The 20755-nt window shown below is 73.1% G+C and carries 21 protein-coding genes and 2 pseudogenes; 7 read left to right on the forward strand and 16 right to left on the reverse strand.

Annotated elements, in window-relative coordinates:
* Nucleotides 1–14 precede the first annotated feature (14 nt).
* The gene (locus HHX33_RS25915; RefSeq protein WP_310741529.1) at nucleotides 15–701 is read left to right on the forward strand and encodes a glycerol-3-phosphate acyltransferase; all 687 of its coding nucleotides are present in this window, start codon (nucleotides 15–17) and stop codon (nucleotides 699–701) included.
* Here the strand turns inward: HHX33_RS25915 and HHX33_RS25920 are convergent.
* From HHX33_RS25920 to HHX33_RS25935, 4 genes are all read right to left on the reverse strand, one after another.
* Nucleotides 652–2079, reverse strand: coding sequence for a glycosyltransferase family A protein (locus tag HHX33_RS25920; RefSeq protein ID WP_310741530.1), 1428 nt, complete (start codon nucleotides 2077–2079; stop codon nucleotides 652–654). The two genes, HHX33_RS25915 and HHX33_RS25920, sit on opposite strands and share 50 nt — an antisense overlap.
* Nucleotides 2076–3683 (reverse strand): phytoene desaturase family protein, encoded by a 1608-nt coding sequence (locus HHX33_RS25925; RefSeq protein WP_182876880.1) that lies wholly within the window; start codon nucleotides 3681–3683, stop codon nucleotides 2076–2078. Before HHX33_RS25925 ends, HHX33_RS25920 begins: the two co-directional genes overlap by 4 nt.
* Nucleotides 3671–4708: a carotenoid biosynthesis protein gene (locus tag HHX33_RS25930; protein ID WP_182876881.1), complete on the reverse strand. Its 1038-nt coding sequence runs from the start codon at nucleotides 4706–4708 to the stop codon at nucleotides 3671–3673. Before HHX33_RS25930 ends, HHX33_RS25925 begins: the two co-directional genes overlap by 13 nt.
* 125 nt (nucleotides 4709–4833) lie before the next feature.
* On the reverse strand, nucleotides 4834–5874 hold the full coding sequence (locus HHX33_RS25935; RefSeq protein ID WP_310741531.1) for a LacI family DNA-binding transcriptional regulator: 1041 nt from the start codon (nucleotides 5872–5874) through the stop codon (nucleotides 4834–4836).
* Between the two features lie 170 nt (nucleotides 5875–6044).
* Here HHX33_RS25935 and HHX33_RS25940 point away from each other — a divergent pair.
* Nucleotides 6045–7835, forward strand: a pseudogene (locus tag HHX33_RS25940) (glycoside hydrolase family 9 protein); the annotation flags it as partial.
* Here HHX33_RS25940 and HHX33_RS37750 read toward each other — a convergent pair.
* Entirely contained in the window at nucleotides 7775–8122 is a 348-nt protein-coding gene (locus HHX33_RS37750) for a hypothetical protein (RefSeq protein WP_396785708.1), read from the reverse strand. The pseudogene HHX33_RS25940 and the gene HHX33_RS37750 overlap by 61 nt on opposite strands.
* Between HHX33_RS37750 and HHX33_RS37755 the strand changes: the two are divergent.
* Nucleotides 8055–8342, forward strand: a pseudogene (locus HHX33_RS37755) (cellulose binding domain-containing protein); the annotation flags it as partial. The gene HHX33_RS37750 and the pseudogene HHX33_RS37755 sit on opposite strands and share 68 nt — an antisense overlap.
* 147 nt (nucleotides 8343–8489) lie before the next feature.
* Here the strand turns inward: HHX33_RS37755 and HHX33_RS25945 are convergent.
* On the reverse strand, nucleotides 8490–9563 hold the full coding sequence (locus tag HHX33_RS25945) for an alkene reductase (RefSeq protein WP_182876883.1): 1074 nt from the start codon (nucleotides 9561–9563) through the stop codon (nucleotides 8490–8492).
* A gap of 125 nt (nucleotides 9564–9688) precedes the next feature.
* On the opposite strand from HHX33_RS25945, the gene HHX33_RS25950 reads away from it, so the two are divergent.
* A complete protein-coding gene (locus HHX33_RS25950) occupies nucleotides 9689–10057 on the forward strand; it encodes a MerR family transcriptional regulator (RefSeq protein WP_111699803.1) in 369 nt (122 codons plus the stop codon).
* Nucleotides 10058–10138: 81 nt separating this feature from the next.
* Here the strand turns inward: HHX33_RS25950 and HHX33_RS25955 are convergent, their stop codons facing one another.
* The 4 genes from HHX33_RS25955 to HHX33_RS25970 all read right to left on the reverse strand — a co-directional run bounded on the left by HHX33_RS25955 (nucleotide 10139) and on the right by HHX33_RS25970 (nucleotide 14607).
* On the reverse strand, nucleotides 10139–11116 hold the full coding sequence (locus tag HHX33_RS25955; protein WP_111699802.1) for an aldo/keto reductase: 978 nt from the start codon (nucleotides 11114–11116) through the stop codon (nucleotides 10139–10141).
* 24 nt (nucleotides 11117–11140) lie between these two features.
* Entirely contained in the window at nucleotides 11141–11809 is a 669-nt protein-coding gene (locus HHX33_RS25960) for a dienelactone hydrolase family protein (RefSeq protein ID WP_111699801.1), read from the reverse strand.
* 73 nt (nucleotides 11810–11882) lie between these two features.
* Nucleotides 11883–12344: a DUF6157 family protein gene (locus HHX33_RS25965; protein ID WP_220502191.1), complete on the reverse strand. Its 462-nt coding sequence runs from the start codon at nucleotides 12342–12344 to the stop codon at nucleotides 11883–11885.
* 58 nt (nucleotides 12345–12402) lie between these two features.
* Nucleotides 12403–14607: a glycogen debranching N-terminal domain-containing protein gene (locus HHX33_RS25970; protein ID WP_259402859.1), complete on the reverse strand. Its 2205-nt coding sequence runs from the start codon at nucleotides 14605–14607 to the stop codon at nucleotides 12403–12405.
* Nucleotides 14608–14758: 151 nt separating this feature from the next.
* Here HHX33_RS25970 and HHX33_RS25975 point away from each other — a divergent pair, with 151 nt between their 5' ends.
* A complete protein-coding gene (locus HHX33_RS25975; protein ID WP_182876885.1) occupies nucleotides 14759–14959 on the forward strand; it encodes a transposase in 201 nt (66 codons plus the stop codon).
* Between the two features lie 66 nt (nucleotides 14960–15025).
* Here the strand turns inward: HHX33_RS25975 and HHX33_RS25980 are convergent, their stop codons facing one another.
* The 3 genes from HHX33_RS25980 to HHX33_RS25990 all read right to left on the reverse strand — a co-directional run bounded on the left by HHX33_RS25980 (nucleotide 15026) and on the right by HHX33_RS25990 (nucleotide 17309).
* Nucleotides 15026–15730, reverse strand: a complete 705-nt coding sequence (locus HHX33_RS25980; RefSeq protein WP_182876886.1) for a hypothetical protein — start codon at nucleotides 15728–15730, stop codon at nucleotides 15026–15028.
* Between the two features lie 230 nt (nucleotides 15731–15960).
* On the reverse strand, nucleotides 15961–16623 hold the full coding sequence (locus HHX33_RS25985; RefSeq protein WP_182876888.1) for a fasciclin domain-containing protein: 663 nt from the start codon (nucleotides 16621–16623) through the stop codon (nucleotides 15961–15963).
* Nucleotides 16624–16712: 89 nt separating this feature from the next.
* Nucleotides 16713–17309 (reverse strand): hypothetical protein, encoded by a 597-nt coding sequence (locus HHX33_RS25990; protein WP_182876890.1) that lies wholly within the window; start codon nucleotides 17307–17309, stop codon nucleotides 16713–16715.
* Nucleotides 17310–17609: 300 nt separating this feature from the next.
* Here HHX33_RS25990 and HHX33_RS25995 point away from each other — a divergent pair, with 300 nt between their 5' ends.
* Nucleotides 17610–17837 (forward strand): DUF2945 domain-containing protein, encoded by a 228-nt coding sequence (locus HHX33_RS25995; protein ID WP_150938517.1) that lies wholly within the window; start codon nucleotides 17610–17612, stop codon nucleotides 17835–17837.
* Nucleotides 17838–17957: 120 nt separating this feature from the next.
* Here HHX33_RS25995 and HHX33_RS26000 read toward each other — a convergent pair whose 3' ends face one another.
* A complete protein-coding gene (locus HHX33_RS26000; protein ID WP_030505005.1) occupies nucleotides 17958–18137 on the reverse strand; it encodes a DUF4236 domain-containing protein in 180 nt (59 codons plus the stop codon).
* A gap of 187 nt (nucleotides 18138–18324) precedes the next feature.
* On the opposite strand from HHX33_RS26000, the gene HHX33_RS26005 reads away from it, so the two are divergent.
* Nucleotides 18325–18828, forward strand: coding sequence for a MarR family winged helix-turn-helix transcriptional regulator (locus tag HHX33_RS26005; RefSeq protein WP_182876891.1), 504 nt, complete (start codon nucleotides 18325–18327; stop codon nucleotides 18826–18828).
* Between the two features lie 100 nt (nucleotides 18829–18928).
* On the opposite strand, the gene HHX33_RS26010 is transcribed toward HHX33_RS26005, so the two are convergent.
* Both HHX33_RS26010 and HHX33_RS36495 read right to left on the reverse strand, forming a co-directional pair.
* The gene (locus tag HHX33_RS26010) at nucleotides 18929–19522 is read right to left on the reverse strand and encodes a hypothetical protein (RefSeq protein ID WP_182876892.1); all 594 of its coding nucleotides are present in this window, start codon (nucleotides 19520–19522) and stop codon (nucleotides 18929–18931) included.
* 149 nt (nucleotides 19523–19671) lie between these two features.
* Nucleotides 19672–20472 (reverse strand): CHAP domain-containing protein, encoded by an 801-nt coding sequence (locus HHX33_RS36495; RefSeq protein ID WP_259402860.1) that lies wholly within the window; start codon nucleotides 20470–20472, stop codon nucleotides 19672–19674.
* Nucleotides 20473–20755: the final 283 nt, after the last annotated feature.

Here is a 20755-nt window from a genome sequence, read left to right on the forward strand (position 1 = left end):
TGTGGAGGTGGAATGTGACGACGCTCCCGCTGCTCGTCCCCCCGTTCGTTTCCGCGCTGGTTCCCCCGTTCGTCTCCGCGCCGGCTCCCTCGCCGGCTCCCTCGCTCGTTCCGCTGCTCGTCGCGGTCATCGGCGGCTACCTTCTCGGCTCGATCCCGGTTGCGGTGCTGGTCGCCGGGCGGCGCGGCGTCGATCCCCGTGAGGAGGGCGACCGCAACCCCGGCTTCTGGAACGTGCGCGAACGGCTCGGCGCGCGGGCGGCGGCGCCCGTCTTCGCCGGCGACATGGCGAAGGGCGTGGCCGCCGGGCTGCTCGGCCTGGTGGCGGGGGGCGCCCACACGACGACGCTGGGAGTGGTCACCGGCCCGAGCGTCTCCGCCGCGTATCTCGCGGTGGGAGCGGCGATGCTCGGCCACGCGTGGCCGGTGTTCGCCGGGTTCCGCGGCGGGCGGTCGGTGCTGACCTTCGCCGGGGGGATGGCCGTGATCTGCCCGCCCGCGTTCGTGCTCGCGCTCGCCGTCCTGGCGGTGACGCGGCTGGCCACCGGGTCGTTCGCGCTGGGCGCCAGGGCCGGGGTGTTCGCGATCCCGGTGCTGCAACTGGCCTTCTCGCCGATCGGGCACGTCGCCGCCACGGGCGCGCTGATGTGCCTCATCGGTCTCCGCTTCGGGCAGGCGGCGCTGGCCGCCCGCCGCCCCTGACCGGCATGACCTGAGCGGCCTCTCCAGCCGGCGAAGCGTGCGCGCCCTTCGCGACGCGCGCGTCCTGGGGAGCCTTCCCGGGCACCGGAGGCTCCGTGACCTCGGCGGTCGTCGGCGCGGGGGCGATCTGCGTCGCCGGGGCGGTCCGCGTGGCGGGGGCGGTCCGCGGCGCTGCGGCGGTCCGCGTGGCGGGGACGGTCCGCGGCGCTGCGGCGGTCGTCGTGGCGGGGGCGGTCGTCGGCGCTGTGGGGTAGGCACGGTCGCGCCAGGTGCGCACGGGCCGCAGGGTCGCCTGCGTCAGCCGTACGGCGGCCGCCGGGTCGAGCAGCAACGACAGCGCCACCCCCATCCCCGGCCGGGCATAGGCCGGGCGCAGGGCGGTGGTGAGCAGCAGTCGCACGGCGAGCAGCCCGAGATCCAGCCGGGTCGGCCGTCCGGCGGCCAGGCGGAGCACCGGCAGCGCGGCGGCGAGCCAGACGACGGCGAGGTCGGCGGCCTGCCAGGCGGGGTGGGTGACGTCGCCCAGCGGCAGCGACCGTCCCCATTCCCGCCACACCTCGGCGGCCGACTCGTGCATGTCGACCTCCAGCAGATCCCGGGCGTCGAGGAAGGCGACCTTCCAGCCGTCCGCGGCGAGGGCCCTGGCCAGGGCGACGTCGTCGGTCATGTGCCGCCGGACCCGGGCGAAGCCGTCGGCCCGGAGCATCGCCTCACGGCGGAAGGCCAGGCACTGGCCGTTGGCCATCACCCGGTGCGGAGGCGGCGGGACCGGGGGACCGATCGGGCCGAACCGGTACACCAGCGTCGCCAGGAACGAGGCGTGCAGCGCCTGCTCCGCGAGTCCGTCGCAGACGAAGCGCGGACCGGCGCTGACCAGATCGTGGTCGTCCAGTGCGGCGGCCAGCGCCGCGAACAGGCCGGGCCGGGGCCGCGTGTCGGCGTCGAGGGTCACCACGATCTCGCCGCGCGCCTCCCGCAGCCCCTGGTGCAGCGCCCACTGCTTGCCCACCCAGCCGTCCGGCAGCGGCCGGCCCGGCACCACGCGGGCGCCGAGCGCGGCGGCGAGGCGGGCCGTGCCGTCGGAGGACTCGTCGTCCACCACGATCACCTCGGCGACGGCCGGATCGGCCGGCACCGCGCGCAGGCAGGGCCCGAGCCGGTGCTCCTCGTTCCTCGCCGGGATCACCACGGATATCGCCGGACCCCCGCCGCCCGGCATCCCGCCACTCCGGGTCCCGCCGCCGGCCGGTTCCGTGGGCAGGGCGGGCGGGTGGAGCGGGGGCAGGCGCCGGCGTCCGCGGGCGAGCCGCGCCAGCACCACCAGGGCGGCGGCCGCCTGGGCGGCCCCGAGCATCCTCCGGCCTGTCGTCACGGTCACGCCCTTCCCCGTCGCCGTCGCCGGTCGGAGCGGGAGAAGTCGCGGGCCACGAGTTCGGCCACGATGCGCCCGCCCATCGCCACCAGCGGCAGGCCGCCCCCGGGGTGCGCGGACCCGCCCACGAGGTAGAGGCCGCGCCTGGGCCCCCGGTTGCCGGGACGGCGGAAGGGGGCGAGCGGGCCCCCGTACGCGCCGCCGTAGATGGCACCGCCCCAGGCGCCGTACCGGTCCCGGAGGTCGGCCGGGGTCAGCAGGTCGAGGAAGCGCAGCCGCCCGGACAGGTCGTGCCCCCGGCTCGCCAGGCGCTCCAGGACGAGTTCCGCGTACGCCTCGGGCGACATCGGCCACCGGGCCGGGTCGCCGGCTGGGACGTTCACCAGCATGCTCCAGCTTTCCGCACCGGCGGGGGCCATCGTGGCGTCGTGCACGGACGGGCAGCCGATGTAGACCGTGGGGTCCTCCGGTGGCCGCCGCCGGTCGAAGATGTCGCCGAACTCCCGCCGGTAGTCGCCGGAGAACACGATCGAGTGGTGGGGCATGTCCTCCGTGCGGCCCTCGACGGCGGCGAGCATCAGGAAGGCGGACGAGGACAGGCCCAGCCCGGCGATCCGGCGCAGCCGGGCGCGGTCCGGCAGGAGCCGCCCGTAGAGGGAGGCCGCGTCGGCGTTCACGACCACGGCGTCGGCGCGTACCACCTCGCCTCCTGCCGTGCGCACGCCGCGGACCCGGTCCGCGTCCGCGATCACCTCGGTGATCTCGCTCTCCGTCCGGACCTCCACGCCCGCCTTGTCGAGCGCCGCCGCCAGCGCGTCGGCGAGGCGGGGCAGCCCGCCCCGGACGTACCACCCGCCGTCGCCGTGCTCGATCGCGGGGACGCAGCCGAGGGCGGCGGGCGCGCGGTAGGGATTCGATCCCGCGTAGGTCGCGTAGCGGTCCACGTACTGGCGCAGGCGGGCGTCCCGGAAGAATCCGCCGGCCAGCGCGTCCAGGGTGCGGCCGGGCGCGACCGCGAACAGGTCGCCCAGCCGGGCCCGCGGGACCGCCCCGCCCCGCCCCCCGCCTCCCGCGCCACCGGCCCGCGAGCCGTCTCCTCCCACGCCACCGGCCGCCTCGCCGGCTCCGGACGAGACGCCACCCGGCCGCCCGGGCCCGGAACCGTCCCGCCGGGGGGCCGGCGGCTCGACGACGAACCCGGTCAGCGGTCCCGCGAAGAAGGTGCGCATCGCGGCGTCCAGGCACCGCTCGGCCCAGCGGTGGTAGGCCCGCCAGTTGCGGCCCTCACCCGGCGCGAGCCGGTCCACCTCGCCGGCCGTGCGGCCGGGGTCGCGGTACGTGGACAGCACCGAGCCGTCCGCGAAGCGGTACCGGCACAGTTCGTCGAGTTCGAGCAGGTCGAGCGGGACGCCGAGGTCCAGGAAGAGGCCGGGCAGCGTGAGCAGCGAGGGCCCGATCGAGAACGTGAAGCCGTCGCGCCTGTGCTCGGCCAGCTTGCCGCCGAGCCGGGGCAGCCGCTCGTGGATTCGCACGTCGTGCCCGTCCCGCGCGAGCAGCAGGGCGGCCACCATGCCGCCGACGCCGCCCCCGACCACGATCACCTCCGCCATGTGCCCCTCCAGGCGAGCAGCGCGCACGTGCCCATCGCGACCCCTCCGGCGGCGGCCACCAGCGGGTCGGTCGGCCGGAAGACCACGGCGAAGCCGATGGTCTCCATCACCGCCATCACCGTGTAGAGGGCGACCAGCCCGGTCGCCCCCGCCTGCCCGCCCTCGGCACCCTGTCGCGGGGCCGCCTCCGGGGCGGGGTGGTGCGCGATGCGTTCGATCAACGTCATGACCAGGAGCGAGACCAGCAGCCATCCGGCGAAGTTGCCGAGCGGCACACCGCGGTACGGCCCGGGCTCGGCCCAGACCCACAGCCCGAGCCGGAGCATCTGGGGATCGAGGAAGAGGTCCCACGCGGTGAGCGCGACGGCCCCGGCGCAGACCCGGGCCACCGCGCCGTACGGCACGGTGACTCCGAAGACGGTGACTCCGAAGACGGTGCCGCCAAGGGCGGTGCCGCCAGGGACGGCACGGGTGGCGACGGCGTGGGCGGCCAGGCCCATGCCGCCCCATGCGAGGGCGACGATCAGCGGGACTCCGCCGGGCCGCGGCCACAGCACATCGGTGTAGTGGTAGTCGCCGAAGGGCAGGCCCGTCCGCGTGCCGATCCACTCGGCGGCGTAGCCCGCGGCCACCGCCGCCCCGAACGCCCCCGCCGCCCTGCGCGGCGAGGTGGCCGCGGAGGCGAAGGCGAGCGCGCTCGCCGCGACCAGCACCACGACCACGGTGGTCAGGCGCAGGTCATCGGGCCGCAGGCCGGTCGCGATCTGCGCGGCCACCATGACGCCGAGCAGCACGGCGCCGCCGGCGTTCAGCCACCACCGCGGCGGACGGGGCCCGCCCCGCCGTCGCACGGTCGGGCGGGGGGCGTCCGGCGGCTCCGGCGCTCCCGGCACGGGCGACGACCCGCCGGCCGCTCCGTGGTCCGGCCCGCCCGGCCGTCGCGAGGGCGGCCGGCCGCCGCGCCGCGCGGGGGGCGTGCCGTCCGCCTCGGCCTCCCGCTTCTCAGCGGTCTCCCATCTCTCCACGTACGGTCATTCGAACGGACCCCGGCGACCGGATGCCCCGGGCGGACACAACCTCACCTCATCGCCTCGATCGCCGATGACCCGAGGACTCCGACGCCTCGCAACCGTTTCCGGCCCGCCGCCGGTCAGGCCGGTGGGGCGGTGCTCCCACGTACGACGAGGTGGGTGGCGAGCTCGATGCGGTGGTGTTCGGACGTGTCGCCCGCGCTGACCGCCATGACGAGTTCCGCGGCGGCGGCGCCCATCTTGGCCAGCGGCTGATGGACGGTGGTCATCGGCGGGTCCGTCCAGTGGGCGAGCGGCAGGTCGTCGAAGCCGACGACGCTGAGGTCGTCGGGCACGCGCAGCCCGGCCCGCAGGGCCGCCTGGTAGACCCCGAGTGCCTGCAGATCGTTGCCGGCGAAGACGGCGGTGGGCCGGTCGGGGAGGGCGAACAGCGCTCGCGCCTCGGTACGGCCGGTCTCCACGTAGAGCGGACCGGTCCGCAGGTACCGGGGGTCGACGGGCACGCCCGCGGTCTCCATGGCCGCGCGGTAGCCGTCGAGCCGGGCGCGGCAGCACATCAGCGCCGCCGGGCCGTTGATCATCGCGATCCTGCGGTGCCCGAGCTCCAGCAGGTGGCGGGTGGCCGACAGGCCGCCGTTCCAGTTCGTCGCGCCGACCGAGGGGACGCGATGGCTCGGCTCGCCGTGCGGATCCAGCGCGACGAGCGGGATGGACCTGCTGGCGAGCTGGGCGTACTCGTGGTCGCTCAGCTCGGCGGAGACGGCGATCACACCGGTGGGGCGCCGGGCCAGGACCTCCTCGATCCACTCGCGGTGCGGGGAGTTGTGCCCGTGCATGTCGGTGACGGCCACGGTCAGGCCGTAGGACTGGGCGACCTCGTTGACGCCGCGGATGAGCTCCAGCGCCCACAGGCTGTCGAGGGCCTGGAAGAGGACCTCGATGATGGCCGCGGACTCGGTCCTCTCCGGGCGGCGCTGCCAGCCGTGCTCGCGGATCAGTTCCTCGATCCGGCGCCGGGTGGCGACCGACACGCCGGGGCGTCCGTTGATCACCTTGGACACGGTCGGCGGGGACACCCCGGCCAGCCTGGCGATCTGCGCGACCGTGATCTCCTGGCGGCGCCGCGGTCCTAGCTCGGTGGGAAGGCTTGTGCCGGTCACACGCGAGAGTTTAGAGAGTCCGCGAAAGCGTTCGTGAAATATTCAGAATCGTTCGTCGGCCCGATTCTATGACCTGCGGGTGCGAAACGCGTGCGGCTGAGGAATGTCCCCCGGCCACGACTCCCCCTCATGATGCGGGTCACGAAACATAAACGCCGGAGGTGTTAATCATGAAGAAGCCAGGATGGACGCGCCGCCCCCGAGCGGCGCTGTCCCTGGCGCTTGCCGTCGGCGCGGCGTCGGTCGCCGTCGTGACCGCGACGAGCCCGGTGCACGCCGTCACGCGGCCGCCGCTCGGGCAGAACATCAAGGTCAACCAGGTCGCCTACGCGCCGGGCGCGGCCAAGCAGGCGACCGTCGTCAACTCCTCCACCTCTCCGCTGACGTGGAGCCTGCTCAACGGCTCCGACCAGGTGGTGGCGACCGGGACCACGACCGTCTTCGGGCAGGACTCGCCGTCGGGCGACAGCGTTCACAAGATCGACTTTTCTTCGTACACCGGGACGGGCACGAACTACGTGCTCACCGTGGGCAACGAGTCCAGCCGGCCCTTCGACATCGGCGCGGACGCCTGGAAGAAGCTGCCGTACGACGCGCTCGCGTTCTTCTACCACCAGCGCAGCGGCATCGCCATCAACGGTCAGTACGTTGGCGGCCAGTACGCCCGGCCCGCCGGGCACCTGAACGTCTCCCCCAACCAGGGCGACAACAACGTGTCCTGCCGCACGAGCTGCGGGTACACCCTGGACGTCCGCGGCGGCTGGTACGACGCCGGTGACCACGGCAAGTACGTGGTGAACGGCGGCATGTCGGCGTGGCAGCTCGTCAACGTCTACGAGCGGGCCAAGTATGTCTCCGGCGCCGACCCCGCGGCCTTCGGCGACGGCACCATGGCCATTCCCGAGCGGGGCAACGGCGTGCCCGACATCCTCGACGAGGCCCGCTGGGAGATCGACTTCATGCTGAAGATGCAGGTCCCGGACGGGAGGTCGCTGGCGGGCATGGCACACGCCAAGATCCACGACCAGGCGTGGACCGGCCTGCCGCTGCGGCCCGACCAGGACCCCCAGCCCCGGCTGTTGTCGGCGCCCACCACCGCCGCCACGCTGAACCTCGCCGCGTCGGCCGCGCAGTGCGCCCGCGTGTGGGCCTCCATCGACTCGGCCTTCTCCAGCCGCTGCCTCACCGCCGCGGAGAAGGCGTACGCGGCGGCCAAGGCCAACCCGTCCATCATCGCCCCGAGCAACGACGACCAGGGCGGCGGCTCGTACGTCGACACCAAGCTGACCGACGAGTTCTACTGGGCGGCCGCCGAGCTGTACGTCACCACGGGCAAGCAGACCTACCGCGACGCCCTCACCGGCTCGTCCCTCTACTACGGCAGGAGCTTCACCAACGAGGGCGCCCAGTGGTCGGAGGTCGGCTCGCTCGGCGACATCACGCTCGCGCTCGTCCCGAACGGCCTGACCTCCACGATCGGGACGCAACTGCGCAACCGTTTCGTGAGCAACGGTGACACCCTGCTCACCGCGATGCGCAACCAGGGCTACCCTGTGCCGTTCGCACCGGCCGGCGGCGGCTACATCTGGGGCTCGAACAACCTCATCCTCAACAACGCCGCGCTCCTCGCGCTCGCCTACGACTTCAGCGGGCAGGAACGCTTCCGCAACGGGGTGTTCGAGACGATGGCCTACGAGTTCGGCCGCAACCCGCTGGGCCAGTCGTACGTGACCGGGTACGGTGACCAGCCCTCGCGCAACGTCCACCACCGGTTCTGGGCCCACCAGCTCGACTCGTCGCTGCCGATCGCGCCGCCCGGCGCGCTGGCCGGCGGCCCCAACAGCGGCCTGCAGGACCCGGTCGCCCAGGAGAGGCTCGGCGGGTGCAAGCCGCAGAGGTGCTACCTGGACGACATCAACGCCTGGTCGGTCAACGAGGTCGCGATCAACTGGAACGCGGTGCTGGCCTGGGTGAGCGCCTGGACCGCGGAGAAGGCCGGCGCCTCCGCGAGCCCGTCGCCGTCGGCTTCGCCCTCGGAATCGCCCAGCCCCAGCCCGTCACCGTCCCCCTCACAGAGCCCGTCTCCCTCTCCGAGTCCTTCGCCGTCGCCCTCGCCTTCGGCGAGCCCTTCCCCGTCGCCCTCACCCTCGGCGAGCACGGGTAAGGCGTGCACCGCGACGTACGCCGTCACCAGCCAGTGGCCCGGCGGCTTCGGGGCGACCGTCACCGTCAAGAACACCGGCACCATCGCCACCAGCGGATGGACGGTCGCCTGGACCTTCCCCAACGGCCAGACGATCACCCAGCTCTGGAACGCCTCGCACACGGTGAACGGATCGGACGTGAAGGCCGTGAACCTGTCCTGGAACGGCGCGCTCGGCGCCGGCGCCTCCACCTCGTTCGGCTTCAACGGCTCCTGGAACGGCGCCAACTCGAATCCGTCCCAGGTGACCTGCACGGCCGTCTGACGAGCACGGGCGTCTGACGAGCACGGGCCCCGCGCGGCAACCCCGCGCGGGGCCATCCGGGTGGTCGCCAGGGCCATGGTCACCAGCGGTGGTCCGGACGACACGGCCGGCCTCCTCGGCCGGCCGGTCCCTGACAGCGCTGATTCTTCAGGCGGCGTGCTGGTAGGCGGAGTAGGTGAGGTACCCGGTGTCGCCGCCCTGGTACCAGGTGGACTCGTCGTGCGGTGCGATCGGCAGCCCCTGGCGCAGCCGCTCCACGAGGTCGGGGTTGGCGATGAAGGCGCGGCCGAAGCTGATCAGGTCGGCGCCGCACCCCAGCCAGTGGTCGGCCGCCGCCCTGTCCGTCTGCCGGGGGCCCATCGGGAAGACCGGGTTGACGATGAGCGTGCCGGGCCAGGCCTCGCGCAGCCCGAGGAGCACCTCCTCGTCGGCCGTGGCCTCGAGGTGGACATACGCCAGGCCCAAGGGGGCCAGCTCAGCGAGCAGTGCGCCGTACAGGCCGGGAACCTCCGTGTCCTCCGCGCCCCAGAAGCCGGCGCCGGGTGAGAGGCGGATCCCGGTCCGGTGGCCGCCCACCGTCTCGACGGTCGCGGACACCGCCTCGACGGCGAACCGGATGCGGTTGGCGATCGAGCCGCCGTAGGCGTCGGTGCGCAGGTTGGCGGTGCTGGAGAGAAACTGCGCGATGAGATAGCCGTTCGCGCCGTGCAGCTCCACGCCGTCGAAGCCGGCGTCGACCGCCCGGCGGGCGGCTTCGGCGTAGGACCGGGCGTGCTCGGGCACCTCGGCGGTGGGCAGCTCCCGCGGCACGGGCGCCGGCTTGGGCCCCGCCGGGGTGAACACCTCCCCCGGCGCGGGGACGGCCGACGGGGCCACCGGCCGCATGCCCGTGGTGTCGGGGTGGGAGACGCGGCCCCCATGCATGATCTGGGCGAAAACACGACCGCCGTTGGCGTGGACCGCGCGGGTCACCGGCCGCCAGGATTCGGTCTGCTCGTCGGTGTAGAGCCCGGGGGTGCCCGGATTGGACTGCCCGACGAGGCTCGGCTGCACTCCTTCGGTCACGATGAGCCCGGCGGTGGCACGCTGGGCGTAGTAGGTCGCCATGGACGGTGTCGCCAGGCCGCCCGCGGCCGCGCGTACGCGGGTCATCGGGGCCATCACCACACGGTTGGGCAGGGTCAGCGCGCCGAGACGGTAGTGATCGAACAGGGACGTCATTACTGCGTGCCTCTCAGGTGCTTCGCGGATGGTCGCGTCCGCCGGCTGGACAATGACCACGCTAGAACCTGACACTGACGTCAGATGCAAGTGTTTCGAGTGAAGATTTCCCCAGGGGAGGTTCGATGCGGATCGGGGAACTGGCGTCACGGGCCGGGGTGAGCGTCCGGTCCCTGCGCTACTACGAGGAGCAGGGCCTCATCACCAGCACCCGCAGCGCCGGCGGCCAGCGTCACTACACCGACGGCGAGGTCGAACGGGTGGAGTTCATCCAACGCCTGTACGCCGCCGGGCTCTCCAGCCGTACGATCGCCGAGCTGTTGCCGTGCGTGGAATCGCCGAGCGAGCAGAACTCCACCGAGGCGTTCGAGCGGCTGGTGCGGGAGCGGGACCGGATCAGCCGGCACGTCGAGGAACTCGTGACAGCCCGCGACGCCCTCGACCGGCTCATCGACGCCAACCGCGCGCACCACGGGCGGCTCGCCGCCCGCTGACCCTCGGGGACGCGCCGCCGTCGTGCGGGCGGGTGAGCCCGTGCGATCGGCGGCGGACCCCAGGGCGTTCTGCGGCCGTGGTCACCAGCGGTGGTGGACCTGGGGGCGGATGAGGTCGTCGTAGACGTTGCGGACCTCGTCCTGCGCCTCGGCCGTGAGGGGCGGGAACTGCGCCGCCGCGGCGTTGGCCTGGGCCTGCTGCGGGTTGCGGGCGCCGGGGATCACGACACTCACCCCCGGCTGGTCGATGATCCAGCGCAGGGCGAACTGCGCCAGCGTCATGCCCTCGGGCACGAGTCCGCGCAGCCGGTCGACCGCCTGGAGGCCGACGCCGTACTCCACGCCGGAGAAGGTCTCGCCGACGTCGAACGCCGCGCCCTGGCGGTTGAAGTTGCGGTGGTCGTTCTCGGCGAAGACCGTCTGCGGGCCGTACTTGCCCGACAGGAGGCCGCTGGCCAGCGGGACCCGGGCGATGATGCCGACCCCGGCCTTCTCCGCGGCGGGCAGGACCTCTTCGAGCGGCTTGAGCCGGAAGGCGTTGAGGATGATCTGCACGGTGGCCACCCCCGGCCGCGCGATCGCGGTCAGCGCCTCGGCGACCGTCTCCACGCTGACGCCGTACGCGGCGATCCGGCCCTCGGCCACCAGCGTGTCGAGCCCGTCGAAGACCTCGTCGGTGTCGAAGACCGTGCTCGGCGGGCAGTGCAACTGCACCAGGTCGAGCGTGTCGACGCCCAGGTTCTCCCGGGAACGGTCGGTCCAGGCGCGGAAGTTGTCCAGGGTGTAGGCGTCGGGCGTCTGCTGCACCCTGCGGCCCATCTTGGTGGCGACCGTCAGGCCGGGCCGCTCCTTGATGAGCTTGCCGATGATCTTCTCACTGCGGCCGTCGCCGTACACGTCGGCCGTGTCGATGAAGGTGGTCCCGGCCTCGACCGCGGCCCCGAGCGTGGCCAGCGCATCGGCCTCGCTCACCTCGCCCCAGTCGGCTCCGAGCTGCCAGGCGCCCAGCCCGACCACGCCCACCCGCCTGCCTGTCCTGCCCAAAACGCGCTGCTCCATGATGTCAGATCGTAGCGGGGCAGCTCAGGGAGCAGGCGGCGTGGACTGGAGGTGGCGTACGAACCAGTCGCGGGCGAGCCGCGCGACCGTCTCCAGGGCGCCGGGCTCCTCGAACAGGTGCGTGGCGTGGGGCACGACCTCCATGCGGACGTGCGCGGTGAGCGACTCCATCGCCTCCCGGTTGAGGCCGATCACGATGGGGTCGCGCTCCCCCACGATCAGCAGCGTCGGCTGGCGCACCGCCCGCAGCGCGTTCCCCGCGAGATCCGGCCGGCCGCCGCGGGAGACCACCGCCTGTACGACGCCCGGCCGGGTGGCGGCGGCGACGAGCGCGGCCGCGGCGCCCGTGCTGGCCCCGAACAGCCCGACGGGCAGGCCCCGGGTGAGGTCGTCGCCGGGCAGCCGGTCGGCCAGCGCCCCCACCCGGGCGGCGAGCAGGCCGATGTCGAACCGCAGGTGCCCGGTGAGGGCGTCGGCCCGCTCCTCCTCGGCGGTGAGCAGGTCGGCGAGGACCGTGGCCAAACCGGCCCGCTGCAGTTCTCCCGCCACGTAGCGGTTGCGCGGGCTGTGCCGGCCGCTGCCGCTGCCGTGGGCGAACAGCACCGCTCCGCGCGCGTCCCGGGGCACGGCCACGTCCGCGTCGAGGACGACCTCGCCCACCGGGATCCGCACGCTGAGCTCGACCTCGCTCATCGCAGCCTCCTCCGGCACGCCGCGCCTCCGCGACCAGGGGGCATACCCCCGGCGAATTACGACAAACCGGACGTCAGGCGCGACGCGAGCGGAGCGCCTTCAGCACCCGCACTCCGCCGTCCCCGCCCGCCGCGCCGTTTCCCGCGCCGGCCCCCTCGCCGCCCACGATGCGCCGGTACTCCTCCGACTCCATCGGGCACAGCCCGATCCGGCCGTCGGCGTCGAACAGCAGCCCCCAGCCGTACTTCTTGGGCAGCGGCGATCCCCGCAGGCACGCCTGCGGGCGGGAGAAGAAGTCCTTCCGCAGCGCCGCGCGCCGCTCCTCCGTCAGGTCCGGAAGGTCCTGCCGGCGCAGCCAGCTCTCGAACAGCACGTCCTCCTGGGTCAGGCCGTACGGCGCGGCGGAGATCATCTCGTACTGCAGGACGGCGACGGTCGGCCTGCCGCCTCGGGGTTCGGGCGCCTTCGCGGTGGTCACCGGGCAGTCGTCGGCGACCGCGATGAGCGTCGAGTAGTAGTTCAGGTCGTCGGCCACGCTTTCACTATGCCCGAGACGACGCGCACGGCCGCCCGGCCACACGGCTGCCCGGCCGTCACGCGCCGGTACGGGAGGAGGCCGGCGGGCGGGGCTCCGGGATGAGGAGCACGTCGCCGGGCAGGCCGGTCACGTGCGGCACGCCGCTGCCCTCCCGGGCGTCCAGGTCGACCCGGGTCCCCGCGAGGTGCATGCCGGAGATGCGCAGGTCGCCGAACCCCGCCGGCAGTGCGGGCGCGATCCACACCTTGCCGTGCGGCACCCAGGGGTCGATGCGCAGCAGGAGGCGCACGAGCTGGATCGGCGCGGCCGACGACCACGCCTGCGGGGAGCACGAGGTCGGGTAGGGCACCGGGAGGTTGAACTCGCCGCGGTCGAAGCCGCAGAACAGCTCGGGCAGCCGGTCGCCGAAGGCCCGGGCGGCGTCGAGCAGGCCGCAGGCCACCCGCTGAGCCTCCTCCACGAAGCCGTACCGCATGAGCCCGGCCGCGGCCAGCGCGCTGTCGTGCGGCCACACCGAGCCGTTGTGGTAGCTCATCGGGTTGTAGGCGCCCATGTCGGAGGCGAGCGTGCGGATGCCGAAACCGGTGAACATCCGGGGCGAGAGCAGGTGCCCGGCCACCGACGCCGCCTTGTCCCGGTCGACGATGCCCGACCACAGGCAGTGGCCCATGTTGGAGGCGAGGGCGTCGATCGGCCGGCCCTCGTGGTCGAGCCCCACGGCGAAGTAGCCGCGGTCGGGCAGCCAGAACCGCTCGTTGAACCGGGCCCGCAGCTCCGCGGCCCGCCTGCGGTAGTGCCGCTCGGCCTCGGCGTCCCCCGCCTCGCGGGCGAAGTAGTGGCGGGCGAGGTAGGCGGCGTAGACGTATCCCTGCACCTCGGCCAGCGCGATGGGCGGCCGGGCGAGGGCGCCGTCGGCGAAGTTGATCCCGTCGAAGGAGTCCTTCCACCCCTGGTTGACCAGGCCCTGGTCGGTCTTGCGCCGATACCACAGGAACCCGTCGCGCATGCCGTACCGCTCGATCCACTCCAGCGCGGCGTCCGCGTGCGGGAGCAGCCGCCAGGCCGCCTCGGTGTCGAGACCCCAGCGGCGCAGCTCGCCGAGGAGGACGACGAACAGGGGGCTGGAGTCCACCGAGCCGTAGTAGGCGTGCCCGCCCACGCCCGCGCCCGCGTCGTCCGGCCGGGCGCCGTACCGCAGCTCGTGCAGGATCTTGCCCGGCTCCTCCTCGGTCATCGGGTCGGCTTTCGTGCCCTGCAGGTCGGCCAGCCGGCACAGCGTGCCGTACGCCAAGCCGGGGTCGAGCGGCAGGACCAGCAGGGAGGTGAGCAGCGAGTCGCGGCCGAACAGCGTCATGAACCAGGGCGCCCCGGCCGCCACGCTGGGCGGCAGGTCCGGGCGCTCGGGATCGAACAGCCGCAGCGCGCCGATGTCCTGGTGGGACTGCCGCAGGATCGCGCCGAGGGCGGTGTTGGAGGTGGTGACCTCCGGCAGGCTCCGGTCCCACTCGAACAGCCACCCCGCCTGCTCGGCGAGCGCGGGCGTCAGCCGCTTGTGGCAGTACCACGCCTCGGTCTCGACCCCGTTGATGATCGGGTTGACCTTCAGTGCGGCGCTCCACTCGCCCCGTGGCGGCACCACCGCCCGGAACAGGAGCATGCGCGGAGCCGGCACCGCCAGCACCGGCGTGTCGCCGGCCTCGGCCGTCACCCGCGCTCCCCGGGCCTTGCTGACGGAGAACATGCGCAGCGAGCGGTCCTCCGCCGCGGTCGTCACGTCGGCCACCCAGTGCACCCTGTGGGTCTTCACCTCGAACAGGTCGCACACGTCGGAGCCGACGAGCAGGGTCACGACGAGGCCGGCCGGCTCGTGGGACATGTTCCGGATGACGAGGTCCTCCGACAGTCCGCCGCCGACGTACCGGTCGCGCGTCACCAGCAGGGTGCTCTCCACCTGGCCCGGCCTGGGCGCGGCCCGGCCGAGGAACATCGCGTGGTACGGCTCGCCGGTGACGACCTGCAGTTCCTCGATCGGGCCGTCGTCGACGCGCAGCTCCCACTGCGACAGCAGCCGGGTGTCGGCGTAGTAGATCCCCTGGGCCGCTCCCGGCAGGATGTCGCCGTTGCGGGACGACACGCAGAACGAGCCCCCGGCCACCAGCGTCACGGCGCCCGCGCCGATGGGGCTGGGCTGCCCCTCGAACGTCCACCCGCCCGTCATGCCGATCCCCCCGGCCCGCACGCCCGTCAACGCTGCCGTCATACCCTTCCGCCGCGCCGGTTTTCACCCCTTATCGCCAGTTATGTCGGTATGGCCTGTCCGGCCGCCGCGGCGGAGCGCCGCACGGTCCCGGCACGGCGGGGCCCTGCCGGGGTTTACTCCTTCATGACCCGGGGTTTCCTACTCTGCCGTCATGCGCAGGTGGGTGAGTGCGGAGGGGCACGAGGTGGACTCCGTCGTCATCGAGGGCCGGCGGCTCCTGCGAGTGCGCCATCTGGGGTATCACGTCGGCTTCTGCGCCACCGTCGAGGAGGTGGCCGCCCACGTGGACCTGGCCGACCTGGTGGAGGTCGTGGAGCTGCGACGGGCCGGGCGCCCGCGCGCACGGCGATGAGGGGTGAGCCGGTCCCGGCCGGCTCACCCCTCGGTCGTCCCACTGCCGCCCATGCGGCGGTGGGGGTCAGTCCCAGCCCGGCATCGAGAAGGGGTCGGCGCTCCTCGGCCTGGCCTGGCCCTTGGCCTTGATCACCTTCTTGGCCCCGGTGGCCGGCTTCGCCGGCCGGAGCCATGCGTCCGCCGCCTCGTCGTCCTCCTTCTTCTGCCGGCCGGTGGGCGCGCCGGTCAGGTCGTCGCCCGACAGCTTCGCGTAGGTGGGCTTCTGCGTGGAGGGGTTGAGGAAGATGTCCCGCGGCGCGTTCTGGGCGTTGGCGCCGCTGTTGGCGCCGCTGTTGGCGTCGCCGCTGTTGTTCCTCGCCGGCATGGTGAACATGCCGCCGTTGCCCAGCGGCATGAAGCCGCTCGTGCCGCCGGGCTCCTGGCCGGCGGCCCCCTGCTTGCCGCCCTCCTGGCCCGCGCCCCGCGGAGCCCCGGCCGCCTGGCCGGTGTTCGCCTGGGGCGCGCTCCGCGGGCCTCCGGCCGCCGGGCCGCCCATGCCCTGGGCGCCGGCCTCGTCGTCCGGCTTGGTGAACGGGGTGACCTTCGCGCCCTTGTCCAGGATCTCCAGCGCCTTGGACGCGACGAAGTCGGGCTCCTCCGGGTGGTTCATCGCCATCGCGGCGATCTTCTTGCCGGGCGACAGCTGCTCCTTGGCGGCCATCGGGCTCTGGTCGGCGGGCGCCGGCCCCGACAGGAGAGCCGCGGCGAGTACGGCAGTAGCTATAGGCATGAGTATTTCCCCCGAATATTGGTGGACGGTACAAGAACGAAGGTAAGCGGCTGATGCCGGGCGTTCACGGACCTGACACTCAGTGTCCGGTCAAATAAGAGAATCAGCCGCTTCAGGACATAGGCCGCACCCCACGCGGAGAATCGGGAGCGAAAAAGGGGTGGAAACGAATCCGGGGGCGCGCCGCATGCGGCACACCCCCGGAGGACACCGTCCTGGACGGCGGCCGGTCACCTCGGCATGAGGACCTTGTCGACCAGGTAGACGGTCGCGTTGGATGTGGCGAGGTTCCCGCAGGTCACGGCGGCGTCGTTGACCTTGAGGTTGGGCGCCGCGCCCGAGACGGTGAGCTTGCGGCCTTCCAGGCTGGTCAGCTCGCCCTTCAGGTCCGCGGGCGCCTTCCGTCCCTTGACCACGTGGTAGGCCAGCAGCCCCCGGAGCGACTTGCGGTTGGTCAGCAGCTGGTCGAGCTGGTTCTTCGGGATCTTGCCGAACGCCTCGTTGGTGGGCGCGAACACGGTGATGTCCTGGGCGGAGTTGAGCGTCTCCGCGAGCCCGGCCTTCTTCACCACACGGGCCAGCGTGGAGAGCGACGGAACGTCGGAGAGCGCGGCGCCCACCGGCACCTTGGCCAGTTCGGCGGGACTGCCCTTGCCCGAGGCCGGGAGCGAGGCGCAGGCGGGCCCGACCGGCGACGCGGCCACCGAGGCCGAGGGCGTCGCGGAGGCGCCCTCGCTCGGCTCGGCGCTGGTGGTGGGGGTCTCGGTGGTCATGTCGGTGGCGGTCTCGTTGACCGCGACCGGGGCCGCGGAGTCGCCGCCCTGGCTACCGCACGCCGCGGACATCGACAGCGCCGCGGTCAGCGCGGCAAAGGCGAGCAGACGGGTTTTCATGATGGTGCTTCCTTAGTCGTGGAAAGGTCGTTGCTGGGTGGCGGGCCGGGCGCGCGGGCCTGTCCGTCAGGCCGTCTCGGGCGCGTTGTTCACCAGCCGCGCGGCCGCTGCTGCTGCCGGGGGCGCTGGATGACCTTCTTCCGCACGTGGACCGGCGGGAACGACCTGGTCTTCTGCACTCCCTGCGCGGAGTGGAAGGTGAACGGCTTCGGCGCCTCGCCCGGCTTGCCGGGCGCCGACGCCGGCTGGAACACGACGTCGCGCGTCTTGGGATCGATCAGCGGGATGATCGAGGTGTTCGATCCCGACGGGCTGACGTTCTCCGCGCCGCCGGCCTTCTCCTCCGGCCTGACGACGTCGCCGTCCGCGTCCGGCCCGGCGTCCGCACCGGGATCACGCGGCACGTCCGGGGCGCTCCCCGGAGCGGAGTCCGCGCCGGCGTCGCCCCGCTCGCGCGCCGTCCCGCCGGGCGCCATCCACGGCGGCGCCTGCGGAAGCATGAACGGAGACTCCCCGTCCTGCGGCGCCCCGCCGGGCGTGAGAGCGAATGGTCCCGCCGGCCGCCACGACGGCGTGGCGTCGTTCGTGTCCGCGGTGGCCGTCGTCCCGGTCGGAGCCGGGTCCGGCGGCACGACGGCCGGCCCGGAGAGGAGGGCGGCGGCCAGTACGGCAGTGCAGAGAGGCATGAGACTCCCCCGAGGTCATGGATGGTACGAGCACGACGGTAAGCGCCGCACCAGGGAGTGATCACGCATCCCACGACCAATGTCCGGTCAAGCATGGTGATCGGGCGCTTCACCCGCAAAGGTCCCATCACGCCTGTAAGCGGCCCGCCTGACGGCCGCCGCGGCGGCGTGGAACATACGGGTTCGGCGCCCTGCGGAAACGCCGGGGAAACGGCATGGAGATCAGGCGCCCAAGGGATCGCCCTTTTCCTGGATTCCCATCCCGAGTGCCGGCGAGACGGGGGGGGTATGCGCGGGCCCATGAGTGACAAGCGCGAATCCGAGGAACCGAAGGTCGGCGACGAGGTGACCTGGAAGAGCCACGGCGGGACCGCCGAAGGCAAGGTCGAGAAGAAGATCACCGAACGGACCGAGGAGGCCGGCCGCACCGTGGCCGCGTCTCCGGAGGAACCGCAGTACAAGGTGCGCAGTGAGAAGAGCGGCGGCTCGGCGGTGCACAAGCCCTCGGCTCTGCACCCGAAGAAGTGACGCCCGGAGAAACGAGCACGGAGAAACGAGTTCGGGGAAGTGACGCCTGGAGAAGTGACGCCGCCGGGGGTCCTGCGCCGGGCGGGCCGGAGGCCGCGCCCGGCGCGTCACGCACCCGCTCTAACTGAGCGTCTTCTTCCAGTGGAAGCCGCCGGGCAGGTTCACCGTGAGGGTGCGACGCCCGTCCGCCGTCTTGGTCACGCGGAAGGCGCGGCCGCCGTAGCTGTGGCCCACGCCGCCGCGCGACAGGTTGAGTCTGAAAGGCCCCATCTTGATTGACTTACGGTAGCTCCAGCCCATCGTTTCCCTCCGTGTTTTCCGTGCCCCCGCGACTACCCACAGAAGCGATCAGCACACGCGCTCGCACAGAGGTGCATGTCGGGACGCACCGCCACCGTCCTCGCCGTACAACTCCTGGTCACAGGGTGGGAACCTTTGTCCGGTGCAATGACGAGACGGCGGCTGGGACCGTGTAAAAACGATGCCTATGGCTAAGGATGGGGACGAGGAGCCGATCGCGGACGACCTGGAGGCCGTCACGTCCGCCGTGCTCACCGCGTCGCGGGTGCTCGTCGCGATCTCCGCACGCTCCCTCGCCTCCGCGGAGGACAGAGTCACACTGCCGCAGTTCCGGATGCTGCTGGTGGTCGGGCTGGGAGAGACCAAACTGGTCACGCTGGCCGAGAGACTCGGCGTGAATCCCTCGACCGCGATGCGGATGGCGGACCGCCTCGCCGCCGCCGGGCTGCTGAAGCGCGAGGTGAACCCGCAGAACCGGCGGGAGACGCTGCTGCGGCTGACCGACGTCGGCTCGCGCATCGTGGACGAGGTCACGGCCCGGCGCAAGGCGGAGATCGCGGCGATACTCGCCCGGATGCCCGCTCCCCGGCGTCAGGCTCTGATCACCGCCATGCGCGAGTTCACCGACGCGGCCGGCGAACCGCCCACGACCGTCTCGTTCCCGCTCGGCTGGCCCGATCCGTCCTCCTGAGCCGGCGCCCGCACGGACCTGGTGATCCGGTACGCCCGCCGGAAGCCGGCCAGGTTCGCGGCGGCGGCGCACTCGCCGGGCACGCGGTCGTCATGCGGACTCAGCATCCGGAGGCGGCGCACTCCCCCGGGATGAGGCCGCCGGAGCCACCGGCCGTCGAGGGCGTGTCGTCGCCTCCGCCGGAGCCGGTGCCCGCGCCGCCCTTCGTGCCGCCGCCCGCCTTTCCGGCCGGCCCGGTCTTCGCCTGGCCCGTGCCTCCGGGCGCCTGACCGGTGGACCCACCGGCGCCGGAGCCGGTGCCCGTGCCGTCTCCGGCGGGCGCCTGCGCGGAGCCTCCGTCCGCACCGCCGTCCGCGCCACCACCCTCGGCGTCGCCCGCCGAGCCGTCATCCGAGCCGTCATCCGTGCCGTCCTCGGCACCGGTCCCGGAGTCCGGTCCCGCCTCGGCGGGATCACCGGCGCCGTTCTCCTGCGCCGGCGCCGTCTGCTGCCCGGCACCGCCCGCGGAGGGGCCCGGGTCCGTGGCGCCGCGCAACGCGAAGCCCGCGCCCGCCGCCGCGAGTACGGCGACCAGGATCACGGCGACGATGACGAGGGGCTTCCTGCTCTTCGCGCCGGACGGCTCGTCGCTGGAGAGGATCTCCTGACGAAACTGATCATCCTGGCTCGTCTGTGAGGGGACGCGCCCGTACATGTGAGACAACTCCCAGCGGTCGTATCGGGGGAAGGCTCCACGGCTTCCGCGGGTGGCTGCCCACCCTAGCCGCGCGAGTCACCGAATTTCACAGACATCCGCAAACGATCTCAAACTCCCAGAGTGTTCCCAGGCGCCTCTCCGGCCGGTCAGCCGGGGAGGTGGAACGGCTCCTGCGCCGCGGCGGGGCCGGACACCCCGGCTCCCACGACCTCCTGGCCGCGCCGCTCGCCGCCGTACCCCTCCCGCCGCGGGCCACCCCTGCGGTGCCGTCCGCCGGACGTCGCCGCCGCGGCTGCCCTGAAGCGCAGACCGGTCACCGCGGTCGACACGAGCGCGAACAGCAGACCGGCCGGCAGGACGGCGTCGCTCGGCGAGAAGGCCGTGCCCGGCGGCTGCCCGTGACCCGCGGCCATGCTCCGCGTGGCCGACGCCGCCCCCTGGACCACCGCCCCCTGGACCGCCGCGTCCGCCGCCACGGGCTGCACGGTGACGGTCACCTTCGGGATCACCTTGACCTTGCGCGGCAGGCCGTACCCGACGATCTTGCTGGAGTCGCGCACCTTGCGCTTGAGCCAGACGCCGTCGACGTTGCCCTCGATCGTGTGGACCTTGCCGCCGACGACCTTCTCGACGATGCCGACGTGGTCGATGTCCTTGATGCGCTTCGACCCCGACCAGTCGAAGAAGACCACGGCACCGGGTTCCGGCTTGCGGCTCCAGGCGCCCTGCTGCTCGAACCACTTGGCGTGCCGGGTGGTCAGCGCGAACTCGCCGACGTGGTCCTGCACGCCCGCCCGGCTGGCCGCCCACGAGACGAACATGTCGCACCAGGGAGCCGCCTTGAAGTCGGAGTCCATGGCGATGTTGTCGGCGTACCACTCGCCGAACTTGGTCGGCTTCCCGGGCCGTTCCCGGTAGCCGAGCTCCGGGCGTACGGCGTCGAGCAACTGCTGTGCTATCGGATCGGTAGAAATCGAAGGCTCCTATGGCGCGCGTCAGAACATGACGAACCCGCCGCCGGGCACGACGGCATGCGGGCATGACCGTCACACCGACCGTCACGCCGGCGGACGCACCGGCGGACACGGCCGCGGCGGTCCCCGGGCGGGCGGGGTCGGACGGGATTCAGAAACGGGAGATGTGGCAGCCCGTCACGGGCGCGCCGTCACCCCGGAAGCCTGGAGACGTTCCAGGGCGGGCATGTGGTCCGGCGACGGAGGCCGGACCGGG

The organism is Microbispora sp. H10670, from assembly GCF_014161385.1.
GTDB lineage: Bacteria > Actinomycetota > Actinomycetes > Streptosporangiales > Streptosporangiaceae > Microbispora > Microbispora triticiradicis.

What these genes read in the sequence shown, in the direction of transcription:
- HHX33_RS26005 (WP_182876891.1), top strand. Translation starts at nt 18,325, where the DNA reads ATGGCTAAGGATGGGGACGAGGAGCCGATCGCGGACGACCTGGAGGCC.
- HHX33_RS37750 (WP_396785708.1), bottom strand. Translation starts at nt 8,122, where the DNA reads ATGGTGCCGGTGTTCTTGACGGTGACGGTCGCCCCGAAGCCGCCGGGC.
- HHX33_RS25950 (WP_111699803.1), top strand. Translation starts at nt 9,689, where the DNA reads ATGCGGATCGGGGAACTGGCGTCACGGGCCGGGGTGAGCGTCCGGTCC.
- HHX33_RS25945 (WP_182876883.1), bottom strand. Translation starts at nt 9,563, where the DNA reads ATGACGTCCCTGTTCGATCACTACCGTCTCGGCGCGCTGACCCTGCCC.
- HHX33_RS26010 (WP_182876892.1), bottom strand. Translation starts at nt 19,522, where the DNA reads ATGTACGGGCGCGTCCCCTCACAGACGAGCCAGGATGATCAGTTTCGT.
- HHX33_RS25975 (WP_182876885.1), top strand. Translation starts at nt 14,759, where the DNA reads ATGCGCAGGTGGGTGAGTGCGGAGGGGCACGAGGTGGACTCCGTCGTC.
- HHX33_RS26000 (WP_030505005.1), bottom strand. Translation starts at nt 18,137, where the DNA reads ATGGGCTGGAGCTACCGTAAGTCAATCAAGATGGGGCCTTTCAGACTC.
- HHX33_RS25970 (WP_259402859.1), bottom strand. Translation starts at nt 14,607, where the DNA reads ATGACGGCAGCGTTGACGGGCGTGCGGGCCGGGGGGATCGGCATGACG.
- HHX33_RS25960 (WP_111699801.1), bottom strand. Translation starts at nt 11,809, where the DNA reads ATGAGCGAGGTCGAGCTCAGCGTGCGGATCCCGGTGGGCGAGGTCGTC.
- HHX33_RS25980 (WP_182876886.1), bottom strand. Translation starts at nt 15,730, where the DNA reads ATGCCTATAGCTACTGCCGTACTCGCCGCGGCTCTCCTGTCGGGGCCG.
- HHX33_RS25985 (WP_182876888.1), bottom strand. Translation starts at nt 16,623, where the DNA reads ATGAAAACCCGTCTGCTCGCCTTTGCCGCGCTGACCGCGGCGCTGTCG.
- HHX33_RS25925 (WP_182876880.1), bottom strand. Translation starts at nt 3,683, where the DNA reads ATGGCGGAGGTGATCGTGGTCGGGGGCGGCGTCGGCGGCATGGTGGCC.
- HHX33_RS25955 (WP_111699802.1), bottom strand. Translation starts at nt 11,116, where the DNA reads ATGGAGCAGCGCGTTTTGGGCAGGACAGGCAGGCGGGTGGGCGTGGTC.
- HHX33_RS25995 (WP_150938517.1), top strand. Translation starts at nt 17,610, where the DNA reads ATGAGTGACAAGCGCGAATCCGAGGAACCGAAGGTCGGCGACGAGGTG.
- HHX33_RS25990 (WP_182876890.1), bottom strand. Translation starts at nt 17,309, where the DNA reads ATGCCTCTCTGCACTGCCGTACTGGCCGCCGCCCTCCTCTCCGGGCCG.